Source organism: Mycolicibacterium wolinskyi (assembly GCF_002101965.1).
In the GTDB taxonomy this organism is placed as follows: domain Bacteria; phylum Actinomycetota; class Actinomycetes; order Mycobacteriales; family Mycobacteriaceae; genus Mycobacterium; species Mycobacterium wolinskyi.
The window spans coordinates 55,323-78,451 of sequence record NZ_LQQA01000017.1 but is presented as its reverse complement, the minus strand read 5'-3'; the positions used below and the strand labels follow the sequence as shown (position 1 = coordinate 78,451).

General features: G+C 67.1%; 22 protein-coding genes. 13 read left to right on the top strand and 9 right to left on the bottom strand.

Annotated features, from left to right (window positions below):
• The first annotated feature begins 248 nt into the window (after positions 1 to 248).
• Positions 249 to 3,389 (top strand): isoleucine--tRNA ligase, encoded by a 3,141-nt coding sequence (gene ileS, locus AWC31_RS18840; RefSeq protein WP_085145613.1) that lies wholly within the window; start codon positions 249 to 251, stop codon positions 3,387 to 3,389.
• Between the two features lie 9 nt (positions 3,390 to 3,398).
• Here ileS and AWC31_RS18835 read toward each other — a convergent pair whose 3' ends face one another.
• The gene (locus AWC31_RS18835) at positions 3,399 to 3,617 is read right to left on the bottom strand and encodes an RNA-binding S4 domain-containing protein (protein WP_085145612.1); all 219 of its coding nucleotides are present in this window, start codon (positions 3,615 to 3,617) and stop codon (positions 3,399 to 3,401) included.
• 33 nt (positions 3,618 to 3,650) lie between these two features.
• Between AWC31_RS18835 and AWC31_RS18830 the strand changes: the two genes are divergently transcribed.
• The gene (locus tag AWC31_RS18830) at positions 3,651 to 5,048 is read left to right on the top strand and encodes a DNA polymerase IV (RefSeq protein ID WP_085145611.1); all 1,398 of its coding nucleotides are present in this window, start codon (positions 3,651 to 3,653) and stop codon (positions 5,046 to 5,048) included.
• Here AWC31_RS18830 and AWC31_RS18825 read toward each other — a convergent pair.
• The gene (locus AWC31_RS18825) at positions 5,030 to 5,491 is read right to left on the bottom strand and encodes a hypothetical protein (protein WP_085145610.1); all 462 of its coding nucleotides are present in this window, start codon (positions 5,489 to 5,491) and stop codon (positions 5,030 to 5,032) included. The genes AWC31_RS18830 and AWC31_RS18825 overlap by 19 nt on opposite strands.
• Positions 5,492 to 5,513: 22 nt before the next feature.
• Positions 5,514 to 6,461 carry an asparaginase gene (locus AWC31_RS18820; RefSeq protein WP_085145609.1) on the bottom strand — a complete coding sequence of 316 codons (948 nt, stop codon included), beginning with the start codon at positions 6,459 to 6,461 and terminating at the stop codon, positions 5,514 to 5,516.
• A 42-nt stretch (positions 6,462 to 6,503) separates the two neighbouring features.
• On the opposite strand from AWC31_RS18820, the gene lspA reads away from it, so the two are divergent.
• From lspA to dnaE, 5 genes are all read left to right on the top strand, one after another.
• Positions 6,504 to 7,175, top strand: a complete 672-nt coding sequence (gene lspA / locus AWC31_RS18815) for a signal peptidase II (RefSeq protein WP_067845391.1) — start codon at positions 6,504 to 6,506, stop codon at positions 7,173 to 7,175.
• 14 nt (positions 7,176 to 7,189) lie between these two features.
• Positions 7,190 to 8,104: an RluA family pseudouridine synthase gene (locus AWC31_RS18810; RefSeq protein ID WP_198538805.1), complete on the top strand. Its 915-nt coding sequence runs from the start codon at positions 7,190 to 7,192 to the stop codon at positions 8,102 to 8,104.
• A complete protein-coding gene (rarD, locus tag AWC31_RS18805) occupies positions 8,101 to 9,033 on the top strand; it encodes an EamA family transporter RarD (RefSeq protein WP_085145608.1) in 933 nt (310 codons plus the stop codon). Before AWC31_RS18810 ends, rarD begins: the two co-directional genes overlap by 4 nt.
• 111 nt (positions 9,034 to 9,144) lie before the next feature.
• Positions 9,145 to 9,786, top strand: coding sequence for a TetR/AcrR family transcriptional regulator (locus tag AWC31_RS18800; RefSeq protein ID WP_085145607.1), 642 nt, complete (start codon positions 9,145 to 9,147; stop codon positions 9,784 to 9,786).
• Positions 9,787 to 9,855: 69 nt separating this feature from the next.
• On the top strand, positions 9,856 to 13,407 hold the full coding sequence (gene dnaE / locus AWC31_RS18795) for a DNA polymerase III subunit alpha (RefSeq protein ID WP_085145606.1): 3,552 nt from the start codon (positions 9,856 to 9,858) through the stop codon (positions 13,405 to 13,407).
• Between the two features lie 74 nt (positions 13,408 to 13,481).
• On the opposite strand, the gene AWC31_RS18790 is transcribed toward dnaE, so the two are convergent.
• Entirely contained in the window at positions 13,482 to 13,934 is a 453-nt protein-coding gene (locus AWC31_RS18790) for a PPOX class F420-dependent oxidoreductase (RefSeq protein WP_085145605.1), read from the bottom strand.
• A 60-nt stretch (positions 13,935 to 13,994) separates the two neighbouring features.
• Between AWC31_RS18790 and AWC31_RS18785 the strand changes: the two genes are divergently transcribed.
• Positions 13,995 to 14,384, top strand: coding sequence for a MerR family transcriptional regulator (locus tag AWC31_RS18785; protein WP_085145604.1), 390 nt, complete (start codon positions 13,995 to 13,997; stop codon positions 14,382 to 14,384).
• On the opposite strand, the gene AWC31_RS18780 is transcribed toward AWC31_RS18785, so the two are convergent.
• The 3 genes from AWC31_RS18780 to AWC31_RS18770 form a co-directional block, all read right to left on the bottom strand.
• A complete protein-coding gene (locus AWC31_RS18780; protein ID WP_110775150.1) occupies positions 14,363 to 15,310 on the bottom strand; it encodes an LLM class flavin-dependent oxidoreductase in 948 nt (315 codons plus the stop codon). The genes AWC31_RS18785 and AWC31_RS18780 overlap by 22 nt on opposite strands.
• Before the next feature lie 66 nt (positions 15,311 to 15,376).
• Positions 15,377 to 16,699, bottom strand: a complete 1,323-nt coding sequence (locus AWC31_RS18775; RefSeq protein WP_085145603.1) for an MFS transporter — start codon at positions 16,697 to 16,699, stop codon at positions 15,377 to 15,379.
• Positions 16,700 to 16,719: 20 nt separating this feature from the next.
• Complete coding sequence (locus AWC31_RS18770; RefSeq protein ID WP_234816908.1) at positions 16,720 to 17,583, bottom strand: IclR family transcriptional regulator; 864 nt, start codon at positions 17,581 to 17,583, stop codon at positions 16,720 to 16,722.
• A gap of 21 nt (positions 17,584 to 17,604) precedes the next feature.
• Between AWC31_RS18770 and AWC31_RS18765 the strand changes: the two genes are divergently transcribed.
• Together AWC31_RS18765 and AWC31_RS18760 are read left to right on the top strand one after the other, a co-directional pair.
• Positions 17,605 to 18,771 (top strand): mandelate racemase/muconate lactonizing enzyme family protein, encoded by a 1,167-nt coding sequence (locus AWC31_RS18765; protein ID WP_085145602.1) that lies wholly within the window; start codon positions 17,605 to 17,607, stop codon positions 18,769 to 18,771.
• 3 nt (positions 18,772 to 18,774) lie between these two features.
• Entirely contained in the window at positions 18,775 to 19,683 is a 909-nt protein-coding gene (locus tag AWC31_RS18760) for a dihydrodipicolinate synthase family protein (protein ID WP_085145601.1), read from the top strand.
• A 17-nt stretch (positions 19,684 to 19,700) separates the two neighbouring features.
• On the opposite strand, the gene AWC31_RS18755 is transcribed toward AWC31_RS18760, so the two are convergent.
• Entirely contained in the window at positions 19,701 to 20,534 is an 834-nt protein-coding gene (locus tag AWC31_RS18755) for a class I SAM-dependent methyltransferase (RefSeq protein ID WP_085145600.1), read from the bottom strand.
• 124 nt (positions 20,535 to 20,658) lie between these two features.
• Here AWC31_RS18755 and AWC31_RS18750 point away from each other — a divergent pair, with 124 nt between their 5' ends.
• Positions 20,659 to 21,060 carry a polyketide cyclase gene (locus tag AWC31_RS18750; protein ID WP_085145599.1) on the top strand — a complete coding sequence of 134 codons (402 nt, stop codon included), beginning with the start codon at positions 20,659 to 20,661 and terminating at the stop codon, positions 21,058 to 21,060.
• On the opposite strand, the gene AWC31_RS18745 is transcribed toward AWC31_RS18750, so the two are convergent.
• Positions 21,057 to 21,287, bottom strand: a complete 231-nt coding sequence (locus tag AWC31_RS18745; protein ID WP_085145598.1) for a hypothetical protein — start codon at positions 21,285 to 21,287, stop codon at positions 21,057 to 21,059. The genes AWC31_RS18750 and AWC31_RS18745 overlap by 4 nt on opposite strands.
• 90 nt (positions 21,288 to 21,377) lie before the next feature.
• On the opposite strand from AWC31_RS18745, the gene AWC31_RS18740 reads away from it, so the two are divergent.
• Together AWC31_RS18740 and ilvA are read left to right on the top strand one after the other, a co-directional pair.
• Positions 21,378 to 21,815 carry a nitroreductase family deazaflavin-dependent oxidoreductase gene (locus AWC31_RS18740; RefSeq protein ID WP_085145597.1) on the top strand — a complete coding sequence of 146 codons (438 nt, stop codon included), beginning with the start codon at positions 21,378 to 21,380 and terminating at the stop codon, positions 21,813 to 21,815.
• Positions 21,816 to 21,843: 28 nt separating this feature from the next.
• On the top strand, positions 21,844 to 23,124 hold the full coding sequence (gene ilvA / locus AWC31_RS18735) for a threonine ammonia-lyase IlvA (RefSeq protein WP_067845439.1): 1,281 nt from the start codon (positions 21,844 to 21,846) through the stop codon (positions 23,122 to 23,124).
• Positions 23,125 to 23,129: the final 5 nt, after the last annotated feature.

Below are 23,129 nucleotides of genomic sequence, written 5' to 3'. Positions count from 1 at the left end.
AACCCGATTTGCGTCGGCCTTTAAACTTGATGCATCGGCGCTGATCCGGCCATCACCGGGGAGCCTTCGGAAGAACGGCCGCGGCGGGATTCGTCCCGCCCGGCCAAGTAGAACCGAACGGGTGGGCCCGTCATCGCCCGACAGTTGAGCGGCGCGCATTCTGCGCGCAAGCGGGGTGGTACCGCGGCGCTCGCGCACCGGCGCGACGTCGTCCCCGTGCCGAACTTCAGGCACAGGAGACGAAGCCAGTGACCGCCTATCCCAAGCCGGCCGCACCCAACTTCCCCGAGCGGGAGCTCGAGGTGCTCGACTACTGGGCCCGCGACGACACCTTCCGGGCGAGTGTCGAGCGGCGCGACGGCGCCGAGGAGTACGTCTTCTATGACGGGCCGCCGTTCGCCAACGGCCTGCCGCACTACGGCCATCTGCTGACCGGTTACGTCAAGGACATCGTGCCGCGCTACCGCACCATGCGCGGCTACAAGGTCGAGCGGCGATTCGGCTGGGACACCCACGGGCTGCCGGCGGAGCTGGAGGTCCAGCGCCAGCTCGGCATCACCGACAAAGCCCAGATCGAAGAGATGGGCATCGAGAAGTTCAACGACGCGTGTCGTGCCTCGGTGCTCAAGTACACCAACGAATGGCAGGCCTACGTGACCCGGCAGGCCCGTTGGGTGGACTTCGACAACGACTACAAGACCCTCGATCCGTCGTTCATGGAATCGGTCATCTGGGCCTTCAAGCAGTTGTGGGACAAGGGTCTGGCCTACGAGGGCAACCGCGTGCTGCCGTACTGCTGGAACGACGAGACCCCGCTGTCCAGCCACGAACTCCGCATGGACGACGACGTCTACCAGAGCCGCCAGGATCCGGCGTTGACCGTCGGCTTCCGGGTCGAAGGCGGCGAGCTGGAAGGCGCCAACCTGCTGATCTGGACCACCACACCGTGGACCTTGCCGTCGAACCAGGCTGTCGCCGTCAACCCCGATGTGACCTATGTGCAGGTCGAGGGTGCCGACGGCCGTCGGTACGTGCTCGCCGAGGCCAGGCTCGCGGCGTATGCCAGGGAGTTGGGTGAGGAGCCCAGGATCGTCGGCACATATTCGGGGCGCGATCTGCTCGGCATCCGCTATCTGCCGCCGTTCCCGTATTTCATGGGCTCGCCCAACGCTTTCCAGGTGTTGCCCGCCGAGTTCGTCAGCACCGAGGACGGTACGGGCATCGTCCACATGTCGCCGGCATACGGCGAGGATGACAAGGCCACGGCCGATGCCGCCGACATCGTTGCCGTCACGCCCGTCGACTCCAAGGGCCGTTTCGACGAAACCGTGCCGGACTACGCGGGACAGCATGTGTTCGACGCCAACCCGCAGATCATCCGTGACCTCAAGAACGGCGACGGGTCCGCGGGAGTCAACGGTGCGGTGCTGCTGCGCCACGAAACCTACGAGCACTCCTATCCGCACTGCTGGCGTTGCCGTAATCCGTTGATCTACCGCGCCGTATCGTCGTGGTTCGTCCGGGTGACCGAGTTCCGGGACCGGATGGTCGAGCTCAACCAACAGATCACTTGGTACCCCGAGCATGTCAAGTACGGCCAGTTCGGCAAGTGGCTGCAGGGCGCCCGGGACTGGTCGATCTCACGAAACCGCTACTGGGGCACCCCGATTCCGGTGTGGAAGTCCGACGATCCGGCCTACCCGCGGATCGATGTGTACGGCAGCCTCGACGAACTCGAACGCGACTTCGGAGTACGGCCGACGAACCTGCACCGGCCCTACATCGACGAGCTGACCCGCCCCAATCCCGATGACCCCACCGGGAAATCGACCATGCGCCGTATCGAGGACGTGCTCGACGTGTGGTTCGACTCCGGTTCGATGCCTTACGCGCAGGTTCACTACCCGTTCGAGAACCAGAAGTGGTTCGACGGCGTCAGCGGCAACGGCGATGCGGCAGGATCAGACGCGCACTTCCCCGGAGACTTCATCGTCGAGTACATCGGCCAGACCCGCGGCTGGTTCTACACCCTGCACGTGCTGGCGACGGCGCTGTTCGACAAGCCGGCTTTCAAAACCTGTGTGTCGCACGGCATCGTGCTCGGCAACGACGGCCAGAAGATGAGCAAGTCGCTGCGCAACTACCCCGACGTCAGCGAGGTGTTCGACCGCGACGGGTCCGACGCCATGCGCTGGTTCCTGATGGCCTCGCCGATCCTGCGCGGCGGCAACCTCATCGTGACCGAGCAGGGCATCCGTGAAGGTGTCCGCCAGGTACTGCTGCCGCTCTGGAACGCCTACAGCTTCCTGGCGCTGTACGCACCCGAAAAGGGCAAGTGGCGTACGGATTCGGCGAATGTGCTCGATCGCTACATCCTCGCCAAGCTCGCGCAGTTGCGCGACGACCTCACCGCCGCGCTGGACGTCTGCGACATCTCGGGGGCCTGTGACGAGCTGCGGCAGTTCACCGAGGCGCTGACGAACTGGTATGTGCGCCGGTCACGTTCGCGCTTCTGGGAAGAAGATGCCGATGCCATCGACACGCTGCACACCGTCCTCGAGGTGACGTGCCGGCTCGCCGCGCCGCTGCTGCCGCTTGCCACGGAAGTGATCTGGCGTGGCCTGACCGGTGAGCGCTCGGTGCACCTGACCGACTGGCCGGAGGCCGGCGTGCTGCCCAAGGACCCGGATCTGGTCGCGGCGATGGACCAGGTGCGCGAGGTGTGCTCGGTCGGGTCCTCGCTGCGCAAGGCCAAGAAACTGCGCGTCCGCCTGCCGCTTCCCAAACTCACTGTGGCGGTGGAGAATCCGGACAGTCTGGCCCCGTTCGCCGAGCTGATCGCCGACGAGCTCAACGTCAAGCAGGTCGAATTGACCGACGATGTCCCGGCCTATGGACGGTTCGACCTGGCGGTCAACGCGCGGGTGGCAGGCCCGCGTATCGGCAAGGACGTCCAGGCTGCGATCAAGGCGGTCAAGGCGGGGGAGGGCGTGGTGAACCCCGACGGCACGCTCACCGCGGGCCCGGTGGTACTGCAGCCCGAGGAGTACACCTCGAAGTTGGTTGCCGCCGATCCGGAGTGGACCGCGGCGTTGCCCGACGGTACGGGCCTGGTGGTGCTGGACGGCACGGTGACCGAGGAACTGGAGGCCGAGGGCTGGGCGAAGGACCGGATCCGCGAACTGCAGGAGCTGCGCAAGTCGACGGGGCTTGAGGTTTCGGACCGGATCTTCGTGCAGATGTCGGTACCGGCGGACTACCTGGCGTGGGCACGCACGCACCGTGACCTCATCGCGGGCGAAATCCTGGCCACCAGTTTCGAATTCACCGATGTCGCCGACGGAGCAGAGATCGGCGACGGTGTCCGGGTGGAGATCACGAAGGCGTGACCGCGGGGGTCAGCCCCGGCTGACGCGCGCTGACCGCGACCCGAGCGACACCTCGTCACCCGGGCGCAGTTGGCGGCCGCGCCGCAGCTCCACGTCGCCGTTGACCGTCACCAAACCATCGGCGATCGCGGCCTTGGCGTCGGCGCCGCTGTCGATCAGCGCTGCGAGTTTGAGGAACTGCCCCAGGCGAATCGACTCGTCGCTGATCGGCACGTCATCCGGCTCCATGCTGGTCAGGCTAACGCCTTAGCATCGGCAGTCATGGAGGGCGCCGCATTCGGGGTTGCGAGCGGACGCTGGGTCCTGCACCTGGACATGGATGCGTTCTTCGCATCGGTCGAGCAGCTGACGCGGCCGACGCTGCGCGGACGGCCCGTGCTGGTCGGCGGCCTGGGCGGGCGTGGCGTCGTGGCCGGCGCGAGCTACGAGGCCCGGCGCTACGGCGCACGCTCGGCGATGCCGATGCACCAGGCCCGCAGACTCGTCGGTGCCCCCGCCGTCGTGCTTCCACCGCGCGGCGCGGTCTACGGCGTGGCCAGCCGTCGGGCGCTCGACACCGTGCGCAGTGTCGTCCCCGTACTCGAACAACTCTCGTTCGACGAAGCGTTCGGCGAACCGGCCGAACTGGTGGGTGCCGGTGCCGCCGATGTCGAGGTGTTCTGCCAGCATCTGCGCGCCAAGGTGCTGGCCGAGACCGGTCTGGTGGCCTCCGTCGGCGCGGGCTCGGGCAAGCAGATCGCCAAGATCGCGTCGGGGCTCGCCAAGCCCGACGGTATCCGCGTCGTGACTCGCGACGAGGAGGCCCTACTGCTCGAAGGCCTTCCGGTGCGCCGGCTGTGGGGGATCGGCCCGGTCGCCGAGGAGAAACTGCACCGGTTGGGCATCGAGACCGTCGGCGCGTTCGCGGCACTGTCGGACACCGAAGCCGCCAGCGTGCTCGGCACGACGATCGGCCCCGCACTGCACCGGCTGGCCCGCGGCATCGATGACCGGCCGGTGGCAGAACGGGCCGAGGCCAAGCAGATCAGCGCGGAATCGACGTTCCCAGAAGATCTCACGACCCTGGCACAGCTGCAGGACGCCATCGGCCCGATCGGTGAGCACGCCCATCGGCGCCTGGAGAAGGACGGCCGCGGGGCGCGCACGGTGACCGTCAAGCTGAAGAAATCCGACATGAGCACGCTGACCCGATCCGCCACGTTGGCGTACGCGACCACCGAGTCGGCCACACTCATCGGTACGGCGCGCCGGCTGCTGCTCGACCCTGTGGAAGTGGGCCCGATTCGCCTTGTCGGCGTTGGCTTTTCGGGATTGACCGACACCAGGCAAGAATCGCTGTTCCCGGATCTGGAGCAGCCGCAGGAGATAGCGGACACGCACCAGCCGGCGTACACGTCCGATCCCGGCGCGCCGGCCGCGCAGCCCGCGTCCGTCTGGCGGATCGGTGACGATGTCAGCCACCCCGACCACGGGCACGGCTGGGTGCAGGGCGCCGGCCACGGCGTGATGACGGTGCGGTTCGAGACCAGGGCGTCCGGACCCGGGCCTGCGCGCACGTTCGCCGATGACACGCCGGGGTTCACGCGCGCCAATCCGGTCGACAGCCTGGACTGGGCCGACTACCTCGATGGCCTTACCGACTACCAGAGCACGCCGTAGCCTGCCGACAGGATGAAGCCGTGCCGGCCGTAGGTCTTGCACGTCACCGTGCCCTGGTAGCCGACACCGCAACTGGCTCCCCAGTTCTCCAGTCGGTGCCCCTCGGGCAGGACGTCGACGTCGCGCGTGAACGACGGGTGGTCGGAGAACCGGTACGTCGCGGCGACGCCGCTGTTGACCACGGTCTGGTTCATGCCGGGCGGCGCGTCGATCGGCACCGCATCGCATCCCACCGGGCCGCCGTTGGGTCCGATGCCACAGGCCCGGCCGTCCGGCGTCTTGAAGAACACGCCGTAGAAGTCGGTGGGCGAGCTGTAGTGCCCTTGCGCGATGGGATAGCGGTCGATGTCGTCGGCGCCGACCGGCGGATCGGCCGCGGCGGCCGGTGCCGCGGCAAGCCCCAACACGCCGATCGCGGCAACTGCGATGAAGTGTTGGCGCATAGCTTTCATTGAACCGGCGACGTCAACCCCAGACATCCACGATCTCGGCAACCGGCCGGCCGGAAGCCAGTGCCGCCATCAATAAGACCCTGGCCTGTGCCGGCCTCAGCCGCGACATCACCACCGCCCCGGCGTCCACCAGGTCCCGGCCAGGCCCGTACTCCGGGCGGACCGGCCCGTCGGGCACGCGGGTGGACACCGCGACGACGACGCCGCCGCGACAGTGCCGTCGAACTCCGTCGATCAGCGACGTGCCGGCATTGCCCGAGCCCATCGCCTCCAGCACGACGCCGCGGGCCCCGGCCGCCACACCGGCGTCCAGTGCGGCGGTGTCTGCGCCGGGGTACGTGGCGACGGTGTCGACGCGCGGCGCATCCGCGGCAACCAGGGCGCCGAGGAAGGGACGCGTCTTCTGCGCGGAAACCTCCAACACGTCGCCATCGACGGTTCCCAGGCGGCTACCGGTGAACGCGGCAAGATCGCTCGTGGACCGCTTGCGCATACCGAGGGGCTGCCACACCGCGCCGGCGAAGCTAACCACGACGCCGAGACCGCGGGCCCGCGGGCTGGACGCCACAACCAGCGCGTCGCGCAGGTTGGCCGGTCCATCGCTGTCCGGCGCGTCGGAGCCGCGCTGGGCGCCGGTCAGGACGACGGGCACACTGCCGGCATAGGTGAGCTCCAGCCACAGCGCGGTCTCTTCCATGGTGTCGGTGCCGTGGGTCACCACGACGCCGTCCGCCGTTTCGGCAGCCGTCGCGACGGCGGCTCGGATACGGTCCCACTCGGCCGGCCCCAGCAGTGCGCTGTCTACCGTCATCAGGTCGATCACCTGCACGTTGCCCGCGGTCGGGAGGCCCGCCATGAGGTCGGCGCCATGGAGCGTCGGACGCCGTACGCCCGCGATGTCGGTGCTGGTCGATATGGTGCCGCCAGTGGTGATCACGACGATGTCAGCAGCCCGGGTCACGGTCGCGATTGTTCCGCACCGGCACTTTGGGATGATGGGGGAGTGACTGATGAAACGTCAGGGCCGGCGGAGCCGGTGACCGACGCACCCGGGGATGCCGAATCCCCTGCACCGCCCAGGCGTCGGCTACGCCTGCTGCTCACGGTCGCCGGAGTGGTGTTGTTCCTCGACGTCGTGACCAAGGTGCTCGCGGTGCGGCTCCTGACGCCCGGTCAGCCGGTGTCGATCATCGGCGACACCGTCACGTGGACCCTGGTGCGCAACTCGGGGGCGGCGTTCTCGATGGCCACCGGCTACACCTGGGTGCTGACGCTCATCGCGACCGGTGTGGTGATCGGAATCGTCTGGATGGGCCGGCGGCTCGTATCGCCATGGTGGGCGATCGGGCTCGGCATGATCCTGGGCGGCGCGACAGGCAATCTGGTCGACCGGTTCTTCCGCTCACCGGGCCCGCTGCGTGGCCATGTCGTCGATTTCTTCTCGGTCGGCTGGTGGCCGGTGTTCAACGTGGCCGACCCGTCGGTGGTGGGTGGCGCGATCCTGCTGGTGGCGCTCTCGCTGTTCGGGTTCGATTTCGACACGGTCGGTCGCCGGCGGCCGGATGCGCCGTCGGGCGCGGATGCGCAGCCCGCCGACCCCCCGGCGAAACCCGCCGGTGAGGTCGCCCAAACCGACGAATCGAGCACGGTCGGCCGCCAGGCCGAGCCCTCATAGTGGCCACCCGGTCGATGCCGGTCCCTGAGGGCCTGGCGGGCATGCGGGTCGACGCGGGCTTGGCCCGGTTGCTCGGCCTGTCCCGAACCGTCGTCGCGGCGCTCGCCGAGGAGGGCGGTGTCGACATCGACGGGGCACCGGCCGGTAAATCGGACAAGCTTGTCGCCGGGGCCTGGCTCGAGGTACGGCTACCGGAAGCGCCTGCACCGGTGGAGAACACCCCGGTCGACATCGAGGGCATGGAGATCCTGTACTCCGACGCCGACATCGTCGCGGTCGACAAACCGCCCGGGGTGGCCGCGCATGCCACGGTCGGCTGGCACGGCCCGACGGTGCTGGGCGGTTTGGCGGCCGCCGGCTTCCGGATCAGCACGTCCGGCATCCACGAGCGCCAAGGCATCGTGCACCGGCTCGATGTCGGCACGTCGGGCGTCATGGTCGTCGCGTTGTCGGAGCGCGCCTACACGGTGCTCAAACGCGCGTTCAAACAGCGCACGGTGGACAAGCGCTACCACGCGTTGGTGCAGGGCCACCCGGATCCGTCGAGCGGGACCATCGACGCGCCCATCGGCCGCCACCGCGGCCACGACTGGAAGTTCGCGGTCGTCGAGGGCGGCAGGCACAGCGTCACCCACTACGACACGCTCGAGGCGTTCCAGGCCGCGAGCCTGCTCGACATCGAACTGGAGACCGGGCGCACCCATCAGATCCGCGTGCACTTCGCGGCGCTGCACCATCCGTGTTGCGGCGACATCACCTACGGCGCCGACCCGACGCTGGCGAAAAAGCTTGGGCTCGAACGACAGTGGCTGCACGCCCGGTCGTTGGCGTTCGCCCACCCCGCCGACGGTCGCCGGATCGAGATCACCAGCCCGTACCCCGCGGACCTCCAGGACGCGCTCGACAAACTACGCAACCACCAGCTGTGAGCGACAGGCGGCGGTCCGGACTCCTGTTCGGCACGGGTGCCTATACCTGGTGGGGCCTGTGCCCGGGATTCTTCCTGCTGCTGCTTCCGGCCGGGCCGCTGGAGATCCTCGCGCACCGCATCGTGTGGAGCGCGGTGTTCCTGTTCCTGGTGGTCGTCGTGGCTCGCCGCCTGGGCGATCTACGCCGGCTCGGCGGGCGGACGTGGTTGCAGCTGGCGCTCGCGTCGGCGCTGGTGTCGGTGAACTGGGGCGTCTACATCTACGCCGTCACGCACGGACATGTGGTGGACGCCGCGCTCGGCTACTTCATCAACCCGTTGCTCAGTGTCGCGCTGGGCGTGCTCGTGTTCCGCGAGCGCATCACGCGCTGGCAGCTCGTCGCGCTGCTGCTGGCGGTCGCGGCCGTGGTGCTGCTGACCGTCGAAGTCGGCGCGCCGCCCTACATCGCGTTCGCGTTGGCGTTCAGCTGGGCTTTCTATGGGTTGGTCAAGAAAGTGGTCGTTGCCGACCCGCGGGTCTCCGTGGCGGTCGAGACGCTGATCGCACTGCCGATCGCCGGGGGCTATCTCGTCGCCCTGCAGGTTCTGGGCCAGGCGAACTTCGTCAACCACGGCACCGGTCACGCGTTGCTGCTGCTGTTGGCCGGACCGGTGACGGCGATTCCGTTGTTGCTGTTCGCGGCCGCCGCACAACGACTGCCGTTGGTCACGCTCGGGCTGTTGTTCTATCTCAACCCGGCGCTGCAGATGGCCTGGGGCGTACTGATCGGGCACGAGCCCATGCCGGTGGGCCGCTGGATCGGTTTCGCGCTGATCTGGCTCGCGTTGGCGATCATGGCGGTCGAGGCGTTGGCCCGGAGATCGCGAAGATCCGAAGACTCCGCGTCCGAGACTGTCGATCGGGTGGAGCCGGAATCGTCATCACGGTGACAGGCCGACAACGACGACCGCCGGCGCGCCCTGTCAGTCGCCGGGATTAGCGCCCAAGTTTGCCGGAAGGTCTATGTTGACGCCTCCGTAGCTATGTCATAGCGTTTGCTCATGACTGAAGCTGGGGGGCTTCGGCCCAGCCGCGGACCCGGTAGGCCGGTGGGTGCGGATTCCGCGCAGACACGGGCGACCATCAAGCGCGCGGGTTGCCAGATCATCAACGAACGCGGTTATGCGGCCTTGACCTTCCAGGAGATCGCCAAGCGCACCGGGCTCAGCAGGCCCACGTTGAACTACTACTTCGCGACCAGGGCGGCGCTGTACGACTCGCTGGTCGAGGATGCCGCGGGTGTCGTCAATCGGTGCATCGACCAGGCCGGAAAACACGACGCGCCGCTGAACCGCTTGGGCGCCTTGGTCGATGCGCTGGTCGACGTGTGGCATCGCGACCCGACGATGGTCGCGTTCCTGGTGAGCGCGCGCCTGGAAGCCGGACGCAATCCCGCTCTGCCGAACGCGTCGGTTTCGGCGATCCGGGGGTTCCTCGACGACGTCGTCGCGCACGCCATCGCGCGCGACGAACTGCCGCCGCACACCCAGCCGGGACCGATCGCCGAACTTCTGCACGCGATCCTGTGGGGTGTCGGCGCCTGGGCGGGATGTGGGCGTGTTCCGAACCCTCGATTGATAACCAGGCAACTTGATCAAGTACTCGGCAGGGGATTGCTGGCAGACGCCGAACGGGGGATCTGAACAGCCGGCAAAGACACGCGATCCGACACGCCCGGATGTGTCGGTGGGGCGCAATAGACTGGCGTGCCTATGAGCGGTTCATCTTCGCGGTCCTTCGTGCACCTGCATAACCACACCGAGTACTCCATGCTGGACGGCGCCGCGAAGATCACCCCGATGCTGGCCGAGGCGCAGCGGTTGGGCATGTCCGCGATCGGCATGACCGACCACGGAAACATGTTCGGCGCCAGCGAGTTCTACAACTCGGCGACCAAGGCCGGGATCAAGCCGATCATCGGTGTCGAGGCCTACATCGCCCCCGGTTCCCGGTTCGACACCAAGCGGGTCCAGTGGGGCGATCCGAGCCAGAAGGGCGACGACGTCTCGGGCAGCGGCGCCTATACGCACATGACGATGGTCGCCGAGAACGCCACGGGCCTGCGCAACCTGTTCAAGCTGTCGTCGCTGGCCTCGTTCGAAGGACAGCTCGGCAAGTGGTCGCGCATGGACGCCGAGCTCATCGCCGAACACGCCGAGGGCATCATCGCCACGACCGGCTGCCCGTCCGGCGAGGTGCAGACGCGGCTGCGGCTCGGCCACCGGCAGGAGGCGCTCGAGGCCGCCGCGAAGTGGCGCGACATCTTCGGCAAGGAGAACTTCTTCCTGGAGTTGATGGACCACGGCCTCGACATCGAGCGCCGGGTCCGCGAGGGCCTGCTGGAGATCGGGCAGAAGCTCGGCATCCCGCCACTGGCGACCAACGACTGCCATTACGTGACGCGCGAAGCATCGCAGAACCACGAAGCCCTGCTGTGCATCCAGACCGGCAAGACGCTGTCGGACCCGAACCGGTTCAAGTTCGACGGCGACGGCTACTACCTCAAATCGGCCGAGGAGATGCGGGCGCTGTGGGACTCCCAGGTGCCGGGCGCGTGCGACGCGACGGTGCTCATCGGCGAACGCGTGCAGTCCTACGCCGAGGTGTGGGAGCCGACCGACCGGATGCCGGTGTTCCCGGTGCCCGACGGGCACGATCAGGCTTCCTGGCTGACGCACGAGGTGACGGCGGGTCTGCAGCGGCGCTTCCGCGGTGACGCGGTGCCTGCCGAGTACACCGAGCGCGCGGCCTACGAGATCAAGGTCATCTGCGACAAGGGCTTCCCGTCGTACTTCCTGATCGTGGCCGACCTGATCAACTACGCGCGTTCGGTGGACATCCGGGTGGGGCCCGGCCGTGGCTCGGCAGCCGGGTCGCTCGTCGCCTACGCGCTGGGCATCACCAACATCGACCCGATCCCGCACGGGCTGCTGTTCGAGCGCTTCCTCAACCCGGAGCGCCCGTCCGCCCCCGATATCGACATCGACTTCGACGACCGCCGCCGCGGCGAGATGCTGCGCTACGCGGCCAACAAGTGGGGCAGCGACCGGGTCGCCCAGGTCATCACGTTCGGCACGATCAAAACCAAAGCGGCGCTGAAGGACTCGGCACGGGTGCACTACGGGCAGCCGGGCTTCGCGATCGCCGACCGGATCACCAAGGCACTGCCGCCGCCGATCATGGCCAAGGACATCCCGGTGTCGGGGATCACCGATCCGAACCACGAGCGGTACAAAGAAGCCGCCGAGGTCCGGGCTCTGATCGACACCGATCCGGATGTGCGCACCATCTTCGAGACGGCACGTGGCCTGGAAGGCCTGGTCCGCAACGCGGGTGTGCACGCGTGCGCGGTGATCATGAGCTCCGAGCCGCTCATCGACGCGATCCCGCTGTGGAAGCGGCCGCAGGACGGCGCCATCATCACCGGCTGGGACTATCCGTCGTGCGAGGCCATCGGCCTGCTCAAGATGGACTTCCTGGGCCTGCGCAACCTGACGATCATCGGTGACTGCATCGAGAACATCAAAGCCAACCGCGGCATCGACCTGGATCTCGAGACGCTGCCGTTCGACGACCCGGCGGCCTACGAACTGCTGGGCCGTGGCGACACCCTCGGCGTGTTCCAGCTCGACGGTGGCCCCATGCGGGACCTGCTGCGCCGTATGCAGCCCACCGGCTTCAACGACATCGTGGCAGTCCTGGCGCTGTACCGCCCCGGCCCGATGGGCATGAACGCCCACAACGACTACGCCGATCGCAAGAACGGCCGACAGGCCATCAAACCGATCCACCCCGAGCTGGAGGAGCCGCTCAAGGACATCCTGGCCGAGACCTACGGCCTGATCGTCTACCAAGAGCAGATCATGTTCATCGCGCAGAAGGTCGCCTCCTACACGATGGGCAAGGCCGACGCGCTGCGTAAGGCCATGGGTAAAAAGAAGCTCGAGGTGCTCGAAGCCGAGTACAAGGGCTTCAAGGAGGGCATGACCGCCAACGGATTCTCCGAAGGCGCGGTGAAAGCACTGTGGGACACCATCCTTCCGTTCGCCGGCTACGCGTTCAACAAATCGCACGCCGCCGGCTACGGTCTGGTGTCCTACTGGACGGCGTACCTCAAGGCGAACTATCCCGCCGAGTACATGGCCGGTCTGCTCACCTCGGTGGGTGACGACAAGGACAAGGCCGCGGTCTACCTGGCCGATTGCCGCCGGCTCGGCATCACCGTGCTGCCGCCCGATGTCAACGAGTCGGTGCAGAACTTCGCCTCGGTGGGCGACGACATCCGGTTCGGGCTCGGCGCCATTCGTAACGTCGGCGCGAACGTCGTTGCGTCGCTTATCAATACCCGCACCGAAAAGGGCAAGTTCACCGACTTCTCGGACTACCTCAACAAGATCGACATCGCCGCCTGCAACAAGAAGGTCACCGAATCGCTGATCAAGGCGGGCGCGTTCGATTCGCTCGGGCATCCGCGCAAGGGCCTGTTCCTGGTGCACACCGACGCCGTCGATTCGGTGCTCGGCACCAAGAAGGCCGAGGCGATGGGTCAGTTCGACCTGTTCGGCGGGGATGGGGCGGACACCGACACCGGGTACTCTGCGTTCGCGATCAAAGTTCCCGAAGAGGAGTGGGAGGACAAGCACAAGCTGGCGCTCGAACGCGAGATGCTCGGCCTGTACGTGTCCGGGCACCCGCTCAACGGCGTCGCGCACCTGCTGGCCAATCAAGTCGACACTCAGATCCCGGCCATCCTCGACGGTGACGTCGCCAATGACGCGCAGGTGCTGGTCGGCGGCATCCTGGCCTCGGTCAACCGACGGGTCAACAAGAACGGGTTGCCCTGGGCCTCAGCGCAACTCGAAGATCTCACCGGTGGCATCGAGGTGCTGTTCTTCCCGCAGACGTACTCGTTGTTCGGCGCCGAGATCGCCGACGACGTCGTGGTTCTGGTCAAGGCGAAGGTCGCCGCACGCGACGACCGGATCGCGTTGATCGCCCACGAACTGGTGGTCCCGGACTTCACGAGCGCCCAGGCGGACCGGCCGCTCGCGGTGAGTCTGCCGACCCGGCAATGCACGATCGACAAGGTGAGTGCGCTCAAACAGGTGCTGGCCAACCACCCGGGCACCGCGCAGGTGCACCTGCGGCTGATCAGTGGCGAGCGGATCACCACGCTCGAGCTCGATCAGTCGCTGCGGGTCACCCCGTCGTCGGCGCTGATGGGCGATCTCAAGGCGCTGTTGGGCCCGGGCTGCCTCGGTTAGGCGGCGCTTGCGCCGACACTACGGCTTATGACGAGAATCCACCGATTTCTGTCTCAGAGCGTAGTTTCGGCGCCTCACCCGTCGAGGTCGATGCGGACGATCGCGCTGTCGGGCCACACGTTCCGATCGTGGGCACGCCGCAGCTTTTCGCGCAGCGGCAGATCGCGGTGCACGTTGGTGACGCCGGGGATCTTCAGCACCGGCACGACGTTCCATTGCCAGCCATAACGGCGATGCAGGGCCCGGTTGCCGCGTTGCGCCTCGGCGCCGGTCAGCACGGTGGCACGTCCGGTCACCCGATCTGTGCCCGTCACGCGGCCCTTGTAGTCGCATGGCACGAGTTCGACATCGGGCCGCGCCGTGATCCGTCGCGTCTTGGGCCCGATCTTGGTGCGGAACAACATCGTTCGGCCCTCCAGTACGAACCAGATCGGGGTGTCGACGGCTGTGCCGTCGCGGCGGTACGTGCGAAGGAGTGCGTAGCGGGACCGGCGCAGGGTGTCGAGCGTGCTTCCAGTGAGTGGCATGTGTCCAAGTCAACGACTTAGAGTTGACTCTAAGTCAAGCCCTGGATCGAGGAGGTCGCGATGACCCAACGCCTGACGATCGGGGAGGTGGCGCGTCGTACGGGCGTCGCGCAGACGACGCTGCGTTACTACGAGCGGGTCGGTCTCATCCCGCCCCCCGAGCGCGCCGGCGGCCAGCGGCGCTACCAAGAATCGGTCCTGGTGCGGCTTGAGGTGATTCGGCTGTGCAAGGCGGCCGGCTTCTCACTCGACGAGATCACCGTGTTGATGGCAGACGTCACCCCGGGCCGGCCGCGGGCGCGGGCCCTGGCGGAGGCGAAGCTCACCGAGATCGATGCGCAGATGCGGTCGCTGGCTCGTGCCAGGGACATCATCGAATGGGGTATGAAGTGCACCTGCCCGTCAATTGACTCGTGCACGTGCGGAATTCACGACGCTGTGCCGGCCTGAGCGCGCATCCCACGGACGACGCTCACAAGCTCGGCAAGCATCGCCGGGTGCGGGTCGGGTGCGCCGATCCGGAGGATGACGTGCCGCGCGCCCGCCTCGACATACCGGTTGAGCCAGTCGGCGCATTCGGCGACCGACCCACCGTGGTACGCCTGAATCTCCCGCATGGCGTCCAACGGCTGACGGTAGTAGGCGCGGGCGTGAGAATCGAGTTCGGTGTGCGCACGGGCCCGGTCGGCGTTGATGTTGACGGTGGCATACAGGGCAGGCGTCACCGATCGCGTGGCCCGCTCGCGGATTCGGTCCCAGGCTCGGGCATACGCGCCGGCATCGGGAAGGTACGGTAGCCAGCCGTCGTAGTGGTCGGCAACGCGCGCGATCACGCCATCGGTGTCACCGCCGGCCCGCCACAGCGGTGGACCACCGGGCCGTGCCGGTGGTAGCGCCCCGTCGAGATCGTCGACCTGCCAGTAGCGGCCGCTGAATCGACCCGTGCCGGTCCATGCCTGCCGCCATAGAGCGACGGCCTCGTCGAGCCGAGCGGCCCGCGCGCTGAACGGCATTGACACCGCATCGAATTCACGTCGGCTCTCGGGAACAGGTGCGCCCGAACCGAGCCCGAGCACCAGACGCCCACCGGACAACTGGTCGACGGTCGCGGCCTGCGCAGCCGTCAACAGCGGCGGACGCAGGGGACCGATCAGCGCCGCAGTACCGAGGGTGATCCGGCTCGTGACCGCACTGACAGCAGCGAGCAGTGACAGCGGTTCGACCCGGGTGCGGGCCAGCAGGGAGTCGCCGGTCCAGACCGAGTCGAAACCGTAATCCTCTGCGGTACGAGCGAATTCCACGAGTCCTGCGGCGTCGTGCCGCCCGGTCATGGCCGTTTCGCGGCTGGGCAGCATGATTCCGATGCGCAAGGTCACGCTTTGACGATCACTCGAGCCCGTTCCGCCGTCGATTACCCCGCGGGTAATGGCAGCATCGCGGCCTCACGCCACCACGTCGACTTGTGCGTTCGGCCCGGTGGTCTCCTTGACCCAGACGATTACCGTCACAAGGGTGATGGCTGCGGCGAGCATCAAATAGAAGGCCGGCGCGGGCGTGTAGCCCGACACCGCCGTGAGCCAGGCTGCGATGTAGGGCGCAGTACCGCCGAGCAGGCTGACCACGATGTTGTACGGGATCGCGATCGCACCGGTGCGGATGCGCGACGGGAAGAGCTCAGCCATGCTGGCGTTGACCGCGCCGTCGTACGCGGCGAGCGGCAGTCCGAGGACCACCATCGCGAGCACCGCCAGCACGGCGTTTCCGAGGGTCATCAGGACGAGTGCGGGCCAGGCCAAGGCGATCAGACCGGCAGCGCCGAGGATCATCACCGGCTTGCGGCCGACCCGGTCCGACAGCAGCCCTGCCACCGGAATGCACAAGGCCACCACCGCCATACAGATCGTCGACGCTGTGAACGACTCGGCCGCGCTGAAGTGAAGAGTGCGGCTGAGGTGGCTGACCATGTACGTCTGCAACACCCAGTGTGCGACGCCTTTGAGGACAATCACCCCACCGAGGATCAGCATCGCCTTGCGGCCGGTTCGAAAGGTCTCCTTCAGCGGTGACGCGGCGACCTCGCCGGATTCTTCGAGCCGGATGAACTCCGGTGTGTCATCGAGTCTCATCCGGAGATAAAGCCCGGCGATCCCGAGCGGAAGGGCGATCAAGAACGGAATGCGCCAGGCGAACTCGGTCAACTGTTCGTCGCCGAAGATCAGGGTCAGAATCAGTGCCAGGCCGGCCCCCGCCACGAATGCGACGAATCCGATGCTCGCCCCGAAGCTCGTGTAGAAGCCGCGCCGGTTTCGGGGCGCGTACTCGAAGAGCAGGCCTACCGAGCTGGACGTTTCACCACCCGCGGCGAATCCCTGTACCAGACGCGCCACGATGAGCAGCATCGGTGCCAGCGCACCGATGCTCGCGTAGGTCGGCAGCACGCCGATCGCGAACGTGGCGACGGAGGTCACGATGACGGTGATCGCGAGGACGCGGTTGCGGCCGATGCGGTCTGCGAGCGGACCGAAGTAGAGGGCGCCGAGCGGCCGGATCGCGAACCCGACGGCAAAGATGGCGAAGGTCGACAGGATGGCCGAGGTCGGGTCGCCCTTCGCGAAGAAGTTGGAGGCGATGACAGATGACAAAGTTCCGTAGATACCGATGTCGAACCACTCGACGAAGTTGCCGATCGTGCCGGCGATCAGTACCCGCCGGGAGGGAGTTGTCGCCGGTGCGGCGTCGGCGTTGAGGTGGGTCGGGGCTGGCATGTGAACTCCGTCGTTCGTTGTCATGGATGTGAGGGGACAGTCGGGGTGTGGCCCAAGTAGCCGAGACTCGCGCTCACGGAGTCAGCGGCCTCGATGACAATTGCGCCGAGGGCCGCCTCGCGCTCGGACAAGCTGATGGCGGACAGGGCGCCCGACACCGAAAGCGCCGCGACGATTTCGCCGGTGTGGTCTCGGACAGGGGCGGCGATACAGGCGCGGCCCAGCGCCAGCTCCTCGACTTCGGTCGCGTAACCGCGTGTGGCACAACGCCGTAGATCGTCGTCGAGCGCATCGTGATCGGTGATCGTGCGGCTGGTGTAGGCCGCCAGTGGCCCGGCGCCGAGTAGCTCAACCCGGTAGGCGCGGGAAAGCTCAAGTATCAGGCACTTGCCCATTGCCGTCGCATGCAACGGATTGCGTTGCCCCAGAAGTGAATAGGACTTGTGCGCAAGCGGCCCTTCCACGTTCTGCAGATAGAAGAGCGAGTCGCCGCGGCGGACCGCGACATTGGCGCCGAGGCCCAGCTCCCAGGCAAGTCGCTGGGTGACGGCCCTGGACTGCCGGTAGACGGGCTCATTGTTGAGCGCAACCCCGGCCATCGCAATCACCGCCGGGCCTAGTTCGTAGAGCTGGCTGACCGGATCGCGCTTGACCAGCTCCACCGTTTCCAGCGTCGCCAGCAGTCGCGATGCTGTCGAGAGCCCGAGGTCCAGCGCGGAGGCAACATCCGAGACCCGGAGGGCCGGGCTTCTTCCGGTGAACAGTCGGAGCACCGCTGCTGCTCGTTCGACGCTCTGGTTTCCACTTTTCTCCACTGCCATGCGCCAAATATTGGCAGTGAGTTGCATCATATGCAAGCCTCTTGCAAAGATGGTGGCTGTCAATGAGATGGAACGGAGTTGCCGGTGCGCATTGCCGAAGTGACCACCTACGTGTTGAAACAGCGAGGTGAGCGGGCCTACCTGGGCGCCATGGACGACGGCGCGGAGCTCACCGCCGAGGAGGGCTACGTGGTGCGCAAACCATGGCGAAGCCTGTATTCCGGCCGGTTCGAGACCATGCTCGTCGCGGTGCGAGCGGACGATGGGCAGGTCGGCTGGGGGGAGGCACTGGCGCCCGTCGGCCCGGAGATCGCGGCCGTGGTCGTCGACCGGTTGATCGCACCACAACTGGTCGGCCAGGACCCACGGCAGGTCCGCCCGATCTGGGAGCGCTTGCGCAACCTGATGCGCGAGCGAGGTCACCTCGGCGGGCACCAGGCCGACGCGCTTGCAGCGGTCGACATCGCGCTGTGGGACCTGCACGGCAAGGTCACCGGGCTCTCAGTCAGCCAGTTGTTGGGCGGGGCGCACCGCGAGCGGGTGCCCGCATACGTCTCCGGCCTACCTGAACCGACGGACGAGGGCCGGGCCGCGCTCGCAGCCCGTTGGGAGCAAGCCGGCGCGCGGATGGTCAAGCTCGCCTTGGGCAAGGGGGTGGGGGCCGACCTCGCGACCTTCGACGCGGTCGCGGCGGCAGCCCCCGGCCTGCGTATCGCCGTGGACGCACACTGGGCGTACCGGATCGGCGAAGCGGTCACCCTCGGACGCGAACTCGACTCGCGGGGCGCGGTGTTCCTCGAGGCGCCGCTGGCCCCGGAAGACGTTGCCGGACACCGCGAGCTGGCTGAGCGGATCACGACGCCGATCGCAGTCGGTGAGTCAATGCGCCATCGCTACGAGTTCGCCGACTGGCTTACTCGCCGTGCGCTGCGCATCGCGCAGCCTGACGTCGCGCGTACCGGAATCACGGAAGCCGTCGCGATCGCCGAGCTCGCATCGGCATTCCATGTTCCGCTCGCATACCACCACTCGGTCGGGTTGGGTATCGCGCTCGCGACCGGAATACATGTCAGCGCCGCCACGCCCGACTGCCCGTACTTCGAATTTCAGCCGGACACCGTGCCCGTCGCGCAGCGGATCCTGCGCACGCCGATAGATGCCGGCCCGACCGGGTTCGCGGTACCCACCGGCCCCGGCTTGGGCATCGACGTCGATGTCGACCTGGTAGCCCATCTCGCAGAGGAGAACTGAGCAGTGCACACATCCCGGCCCGCCCCCACCGGTCTCGTCCCGATTCTGGCGACCCCGTTCGACCCGGACGGACAGCTCGATCTGGCGTCGCTGAGGTCGCTCATCGAGTTTCAGATGCGCTGCGGCGTGGATGGTCTCGCGGTCTTCGGGATGGCCAGCGAAGGGTTCGCCCTCACGCGTGCCGAGCGCGCCGCGATCCTGCGTGAAGTCCGTGCGGTCGCCGGAAGTGAACTTCCGCTCGTCGCCGGGGTGAACGCCACCAGCACCGTCACGGCACTCGAGATGGCCGAAGAGGCCGTCGAAGGGGGAGCCGACCATCTGATGGTGCTTCCGCCGTACCTGGCCAAGCCGTCGCAGGAGCAGGTGTGGGAGTTCGTCACCGAAGTGGCGGCCACCGCGGGCGTTCCCGTCATGGTGCAGGATGCCCCCGGTGTGACGGGGGTCAACATCGGTGTCGCGCAGATCGTCAAGCTCGCCGCGGTTCCGGGAATAGCGTCGGTCAAGGTGGAAGCCCCTCCCACTCCAGTGAAGATCGCCGCAATCGTCGCGGCTACGGCGACGGACTTCGCGGTCCTCGGCGGTCAGAACGCTCAGGACCTGATCGAGGAGTACGACAACGGCGCGGTCGGCACCATGCCGGCCTGCGAGTTCTCCGACCATCTGCGTGCCGTGCTCGACGCTTTCTCGGCCGGCAGGCGCGCCGAGGCTCGTGCCGCGTTCGACCGGCTGCAGCCACTGATTCGGTTAGGCGTGCGCCCTGGTCAGGCATGGTCGGTGCACAAGCACGTTCTGGTGCGGCGGGGGATCATCGCCTCGGAAAGGGTACGGCTGCCCGCCCGGCCACTTGACGCCGTCACCCAGAAGGCGCTCGATGAGGTGCTTGCCGGGCTGACAATCGACGCAGATTGCTGACAGATCACCCGGCCAGATCAGAACCGGTAACGGAGAATTCGCGCCTTGCGGGCCGCCGTTCTGCTTCTCGCGCTGAGCCTGGTGGCCACCCGTAGCCAACCCGGGAACCGATCGACTTCGGGAGCGCGGGTGAGGCTCGCCTCCTCGACCAGGCTCAGTCTCGGGTTCCAGGTCTCCGGGTGGTGTGCATCCTTGAATCCCGGGTAGCCCCACTGGCTTCCGACGTCCTTGAACATCTTCTGCGGATACAGCTTGATGGCCGCACGGCTCACCCAGCCGATGCGTCCGTAGTCGTTGAACGCCAGTTCACCAGAAGCGAAGTGGTCGGTGACGGTCCGCAGGACGCTCACGATGACCGGCTCGCTGAGAAACGCGAACAGGCCGTCGGCCACCACCATGGTGGGGCGGTCGGCCGGGATGCCGGCCGGCCACCGGTTGTCGGCGAGCGACGCGGCTATGCAATGCGAATGCGCATGCAGCGGAAGAACCTGCTCGCGTAACGCGGTGATCCCGGGGAGATCGACGTTGTACCAGTCGACCGTGTCCGGCGGTGATACGCGATACAGACCGCTGTCGAGCCCGCCACCGAGGTCAACCACAACCGCGTCCGGGTGTTCGACGACGAATGCGCGCAACCGGTCGTCGAGCATCTTTGCGCGGAGCGCGGTTTGGCACACCACGCTGGTCTGGACTCCAAGGCCCGCGAAGTCGTAGTCGATCTGACCGACGACGTCGGCGGCGAGCGTATCGCCGAGGATCGGGCGCGCCCACCGGCTGTCGAGTGCGCGGGCATAGACCGTGAGAAATGCCGTCTGCTCGACTGGCGACAAGTGCGCGGTTGCAAGTCCCATAGGTCAGAACCTACACCTCATCGTCGACTGAACGGTGCGCCTAATCTGTTCAGCCCCTTGGGATTCCACGTCCTGCTTGCTTCGGAGGGGATGGAGGAGCACTGGGCTGGCCTACCCTGTACACATGCGGAGCCGACACATAAGCGTGTGGATCGAAGCCTCACCCGATGCGGTTTACGCGTTCGCCGCCGATCCGCACCAGATGACGCGGTGGGCGGCCGGGCTCGCCCAAGGCGGCCTACGCCTCACGGCGGACGGATGGGTCGCCGATTCCCCGATGGGGGAGGTGAGCGTCGAATTCACACCGCCCAACACTTATGGCGTGCTCGACCATGTCGTGCGATTGCCGTCGGGCGAAACGGTCTACAACCCGATGCGGGTGTTGCCTGCCGGTGTGGGGGAGGCGCGGTGCGAGGTCGTGTTCACAGTGCGGCAGCGACCAGGGATGTCCGACGAGGAATTCGACGCGGACGCCGCAGCGGTGGCCGCTGACCTGGAGACGCTGCGCGGCCTGCTCGAAAGTTAGCGGTCCGACGACGAGAAGGTGCCGAGGGCCAGCCACACCACGGTGGCGGCCGCGGCGCCCGACAGAACCGCGGGAGCGGCGCTCAAGGTCGCGAGACCCACGAGAACCAGAACGATGGCGCCGACGGCGAGGGCGATGACCTTGTAGGCAGGCCAGGGCACCCCGGCGATGGAGATCTCGCGGTCGGCCCGGGAGGTGGCGCTGCGAAAGTTCCCGGCTGCGGTCATGTGTACAACGATAGCTCGCAAGAATGATTTCGGCCAGCCGAAACCCTGAATGAGGATCATCACTTCAGGTTGTGAGCCTAGGCTGGCGTCATGCCTCTGACCGGAGAATATGAGCCGAGCACGTCGGATTGGGCCAGGGAGAACGCGGAGACCTACATGGCTTCCGGCGGCACCCAGGGCACCGAATTGCAGGGCAGGCCGGTGATCCTGCTGACCACCGTCGGCGCCAAGACCGGCAAGATCCGCAAGACGCCGCTCATGCGGGTCGAGCACGACGGCCAGTACGCGGTCGTGGCCTCGCTGGGTGGCGCACCGAAGAACCCGGTCTGGTACTACAACGTCAAGAAGAACCCGCACGTAGAACTGCAGGACGGCGCCGCCGTCGGCGACTACGAGGCCCGCGAGGTCTTCGGCGACGAGAAGGCCGTGTGGTGGGAGCGCGCGGTGGCGGCTTTTCCCGACTACGCCGATTACCAAATGAAGACCGAGCGCCAGATTCCGGTGTTTGTCCTGACCCCGATTAAGTGAAAACGCTGGCCAGTGGCACTATTGATCGGTGACTGCCGAACTGAGCAAAGACTCCCGAGTGGCGCCGCTTACCGCGGCTGACATCGACGAGGCTGCTCAGCGAATTTCGGGTGTGGTTACCCGCAGCCCCCTGCAGATCAGCGAGCGGTTGTCGGAGGCCACCGGCGCGACCGTGTACCTCAAGCGCGAGGATCTCCAGGCCGTGCGCTCGTACAAGGTGCGCGGGGCGTTCAACCTGATGGCGCAGCTGTCGGCCGATGAACTCGCCGCAGGCGTCGTGTGTTCATCGGCAGGCAATCACGCGCAGGGCTTCGCGATGGCCTGCCGATCGATGAAGACCCACGGCCGGGTGTATGTGCCGGCCAAGACCCCGAAGCAGAAGCGCGACCGCATCCGCTACCACGGTCGCGAGTTCATCGAGCTCATCGCCGTCGGATCGACCTACGACCTGGCCGCGGCCGCCGCACTCGACGACGTCGCCCGAACCGGCGCGACGCTGGTTCCGCCGTATGACGATGTGCGCACGATGGCCGGCCAGGGCACCATCGCCGCAGAGCTGCTCGACCAGCTCGACGGCGAGCCCGACCTGGTGATCGTGCCGGTCGGTGGCGGCGGCTGCATCGCCGGTATGACGACATACTTGGCCGAGCGCACGACGGGCACCGCGGTGCTGGGGGTGGAACCCGCCGGGGCCGCGTCGATGATCGCCGCACTCTCGGCCGGTGAGCCGGTGACGCTGGAGCATGTCGATCAGTTCGTGGACGGCGCGGCCGTCGCGCGCGCCGGTGCTCTGCCGTACGCCGCTCTCGCCGCGGCCGGAAACATGGTGTCGATCACCACCGTCGACGAGGGCGCGGTCTGCACCGCCATGCTCGACCTGTACCAGAACGAGGGCATCATCGCCGAGCCCGCGGGTGCGCTGTCGGTCGCCGCGTTGTTGGAGGCCGACATCGAACCCGGATCGACGGTCGTGTGCCTGATCTCCGGCGGCAACAACGACGTGACCCGCTACAACGAGGTGCTGGAGCGCTCACTGGTTCATCTGGGCCTCAAGCACTATTTCCTCGTCGATTTCCCTCAGGAGCCTGGGGCGCTGCGTCGCTTCCTCGACGAGATCCTCGGCCCCGGCGACGACGTCACACTGTTCGAGTACGTCAAGCGCAACAACCGGGAGACGGGCGAGGCGCTGTGCGGCATCGAGTTGAGCTCGGCGGCCGATCTGGAAGGTCTGCTTGCGCGCATGGAGGCGTCGGATATCCACGTCGAGCTGCTCGAGCCGGGTTCGCCGACGTACCGCTATCTCACCTGAGGTCA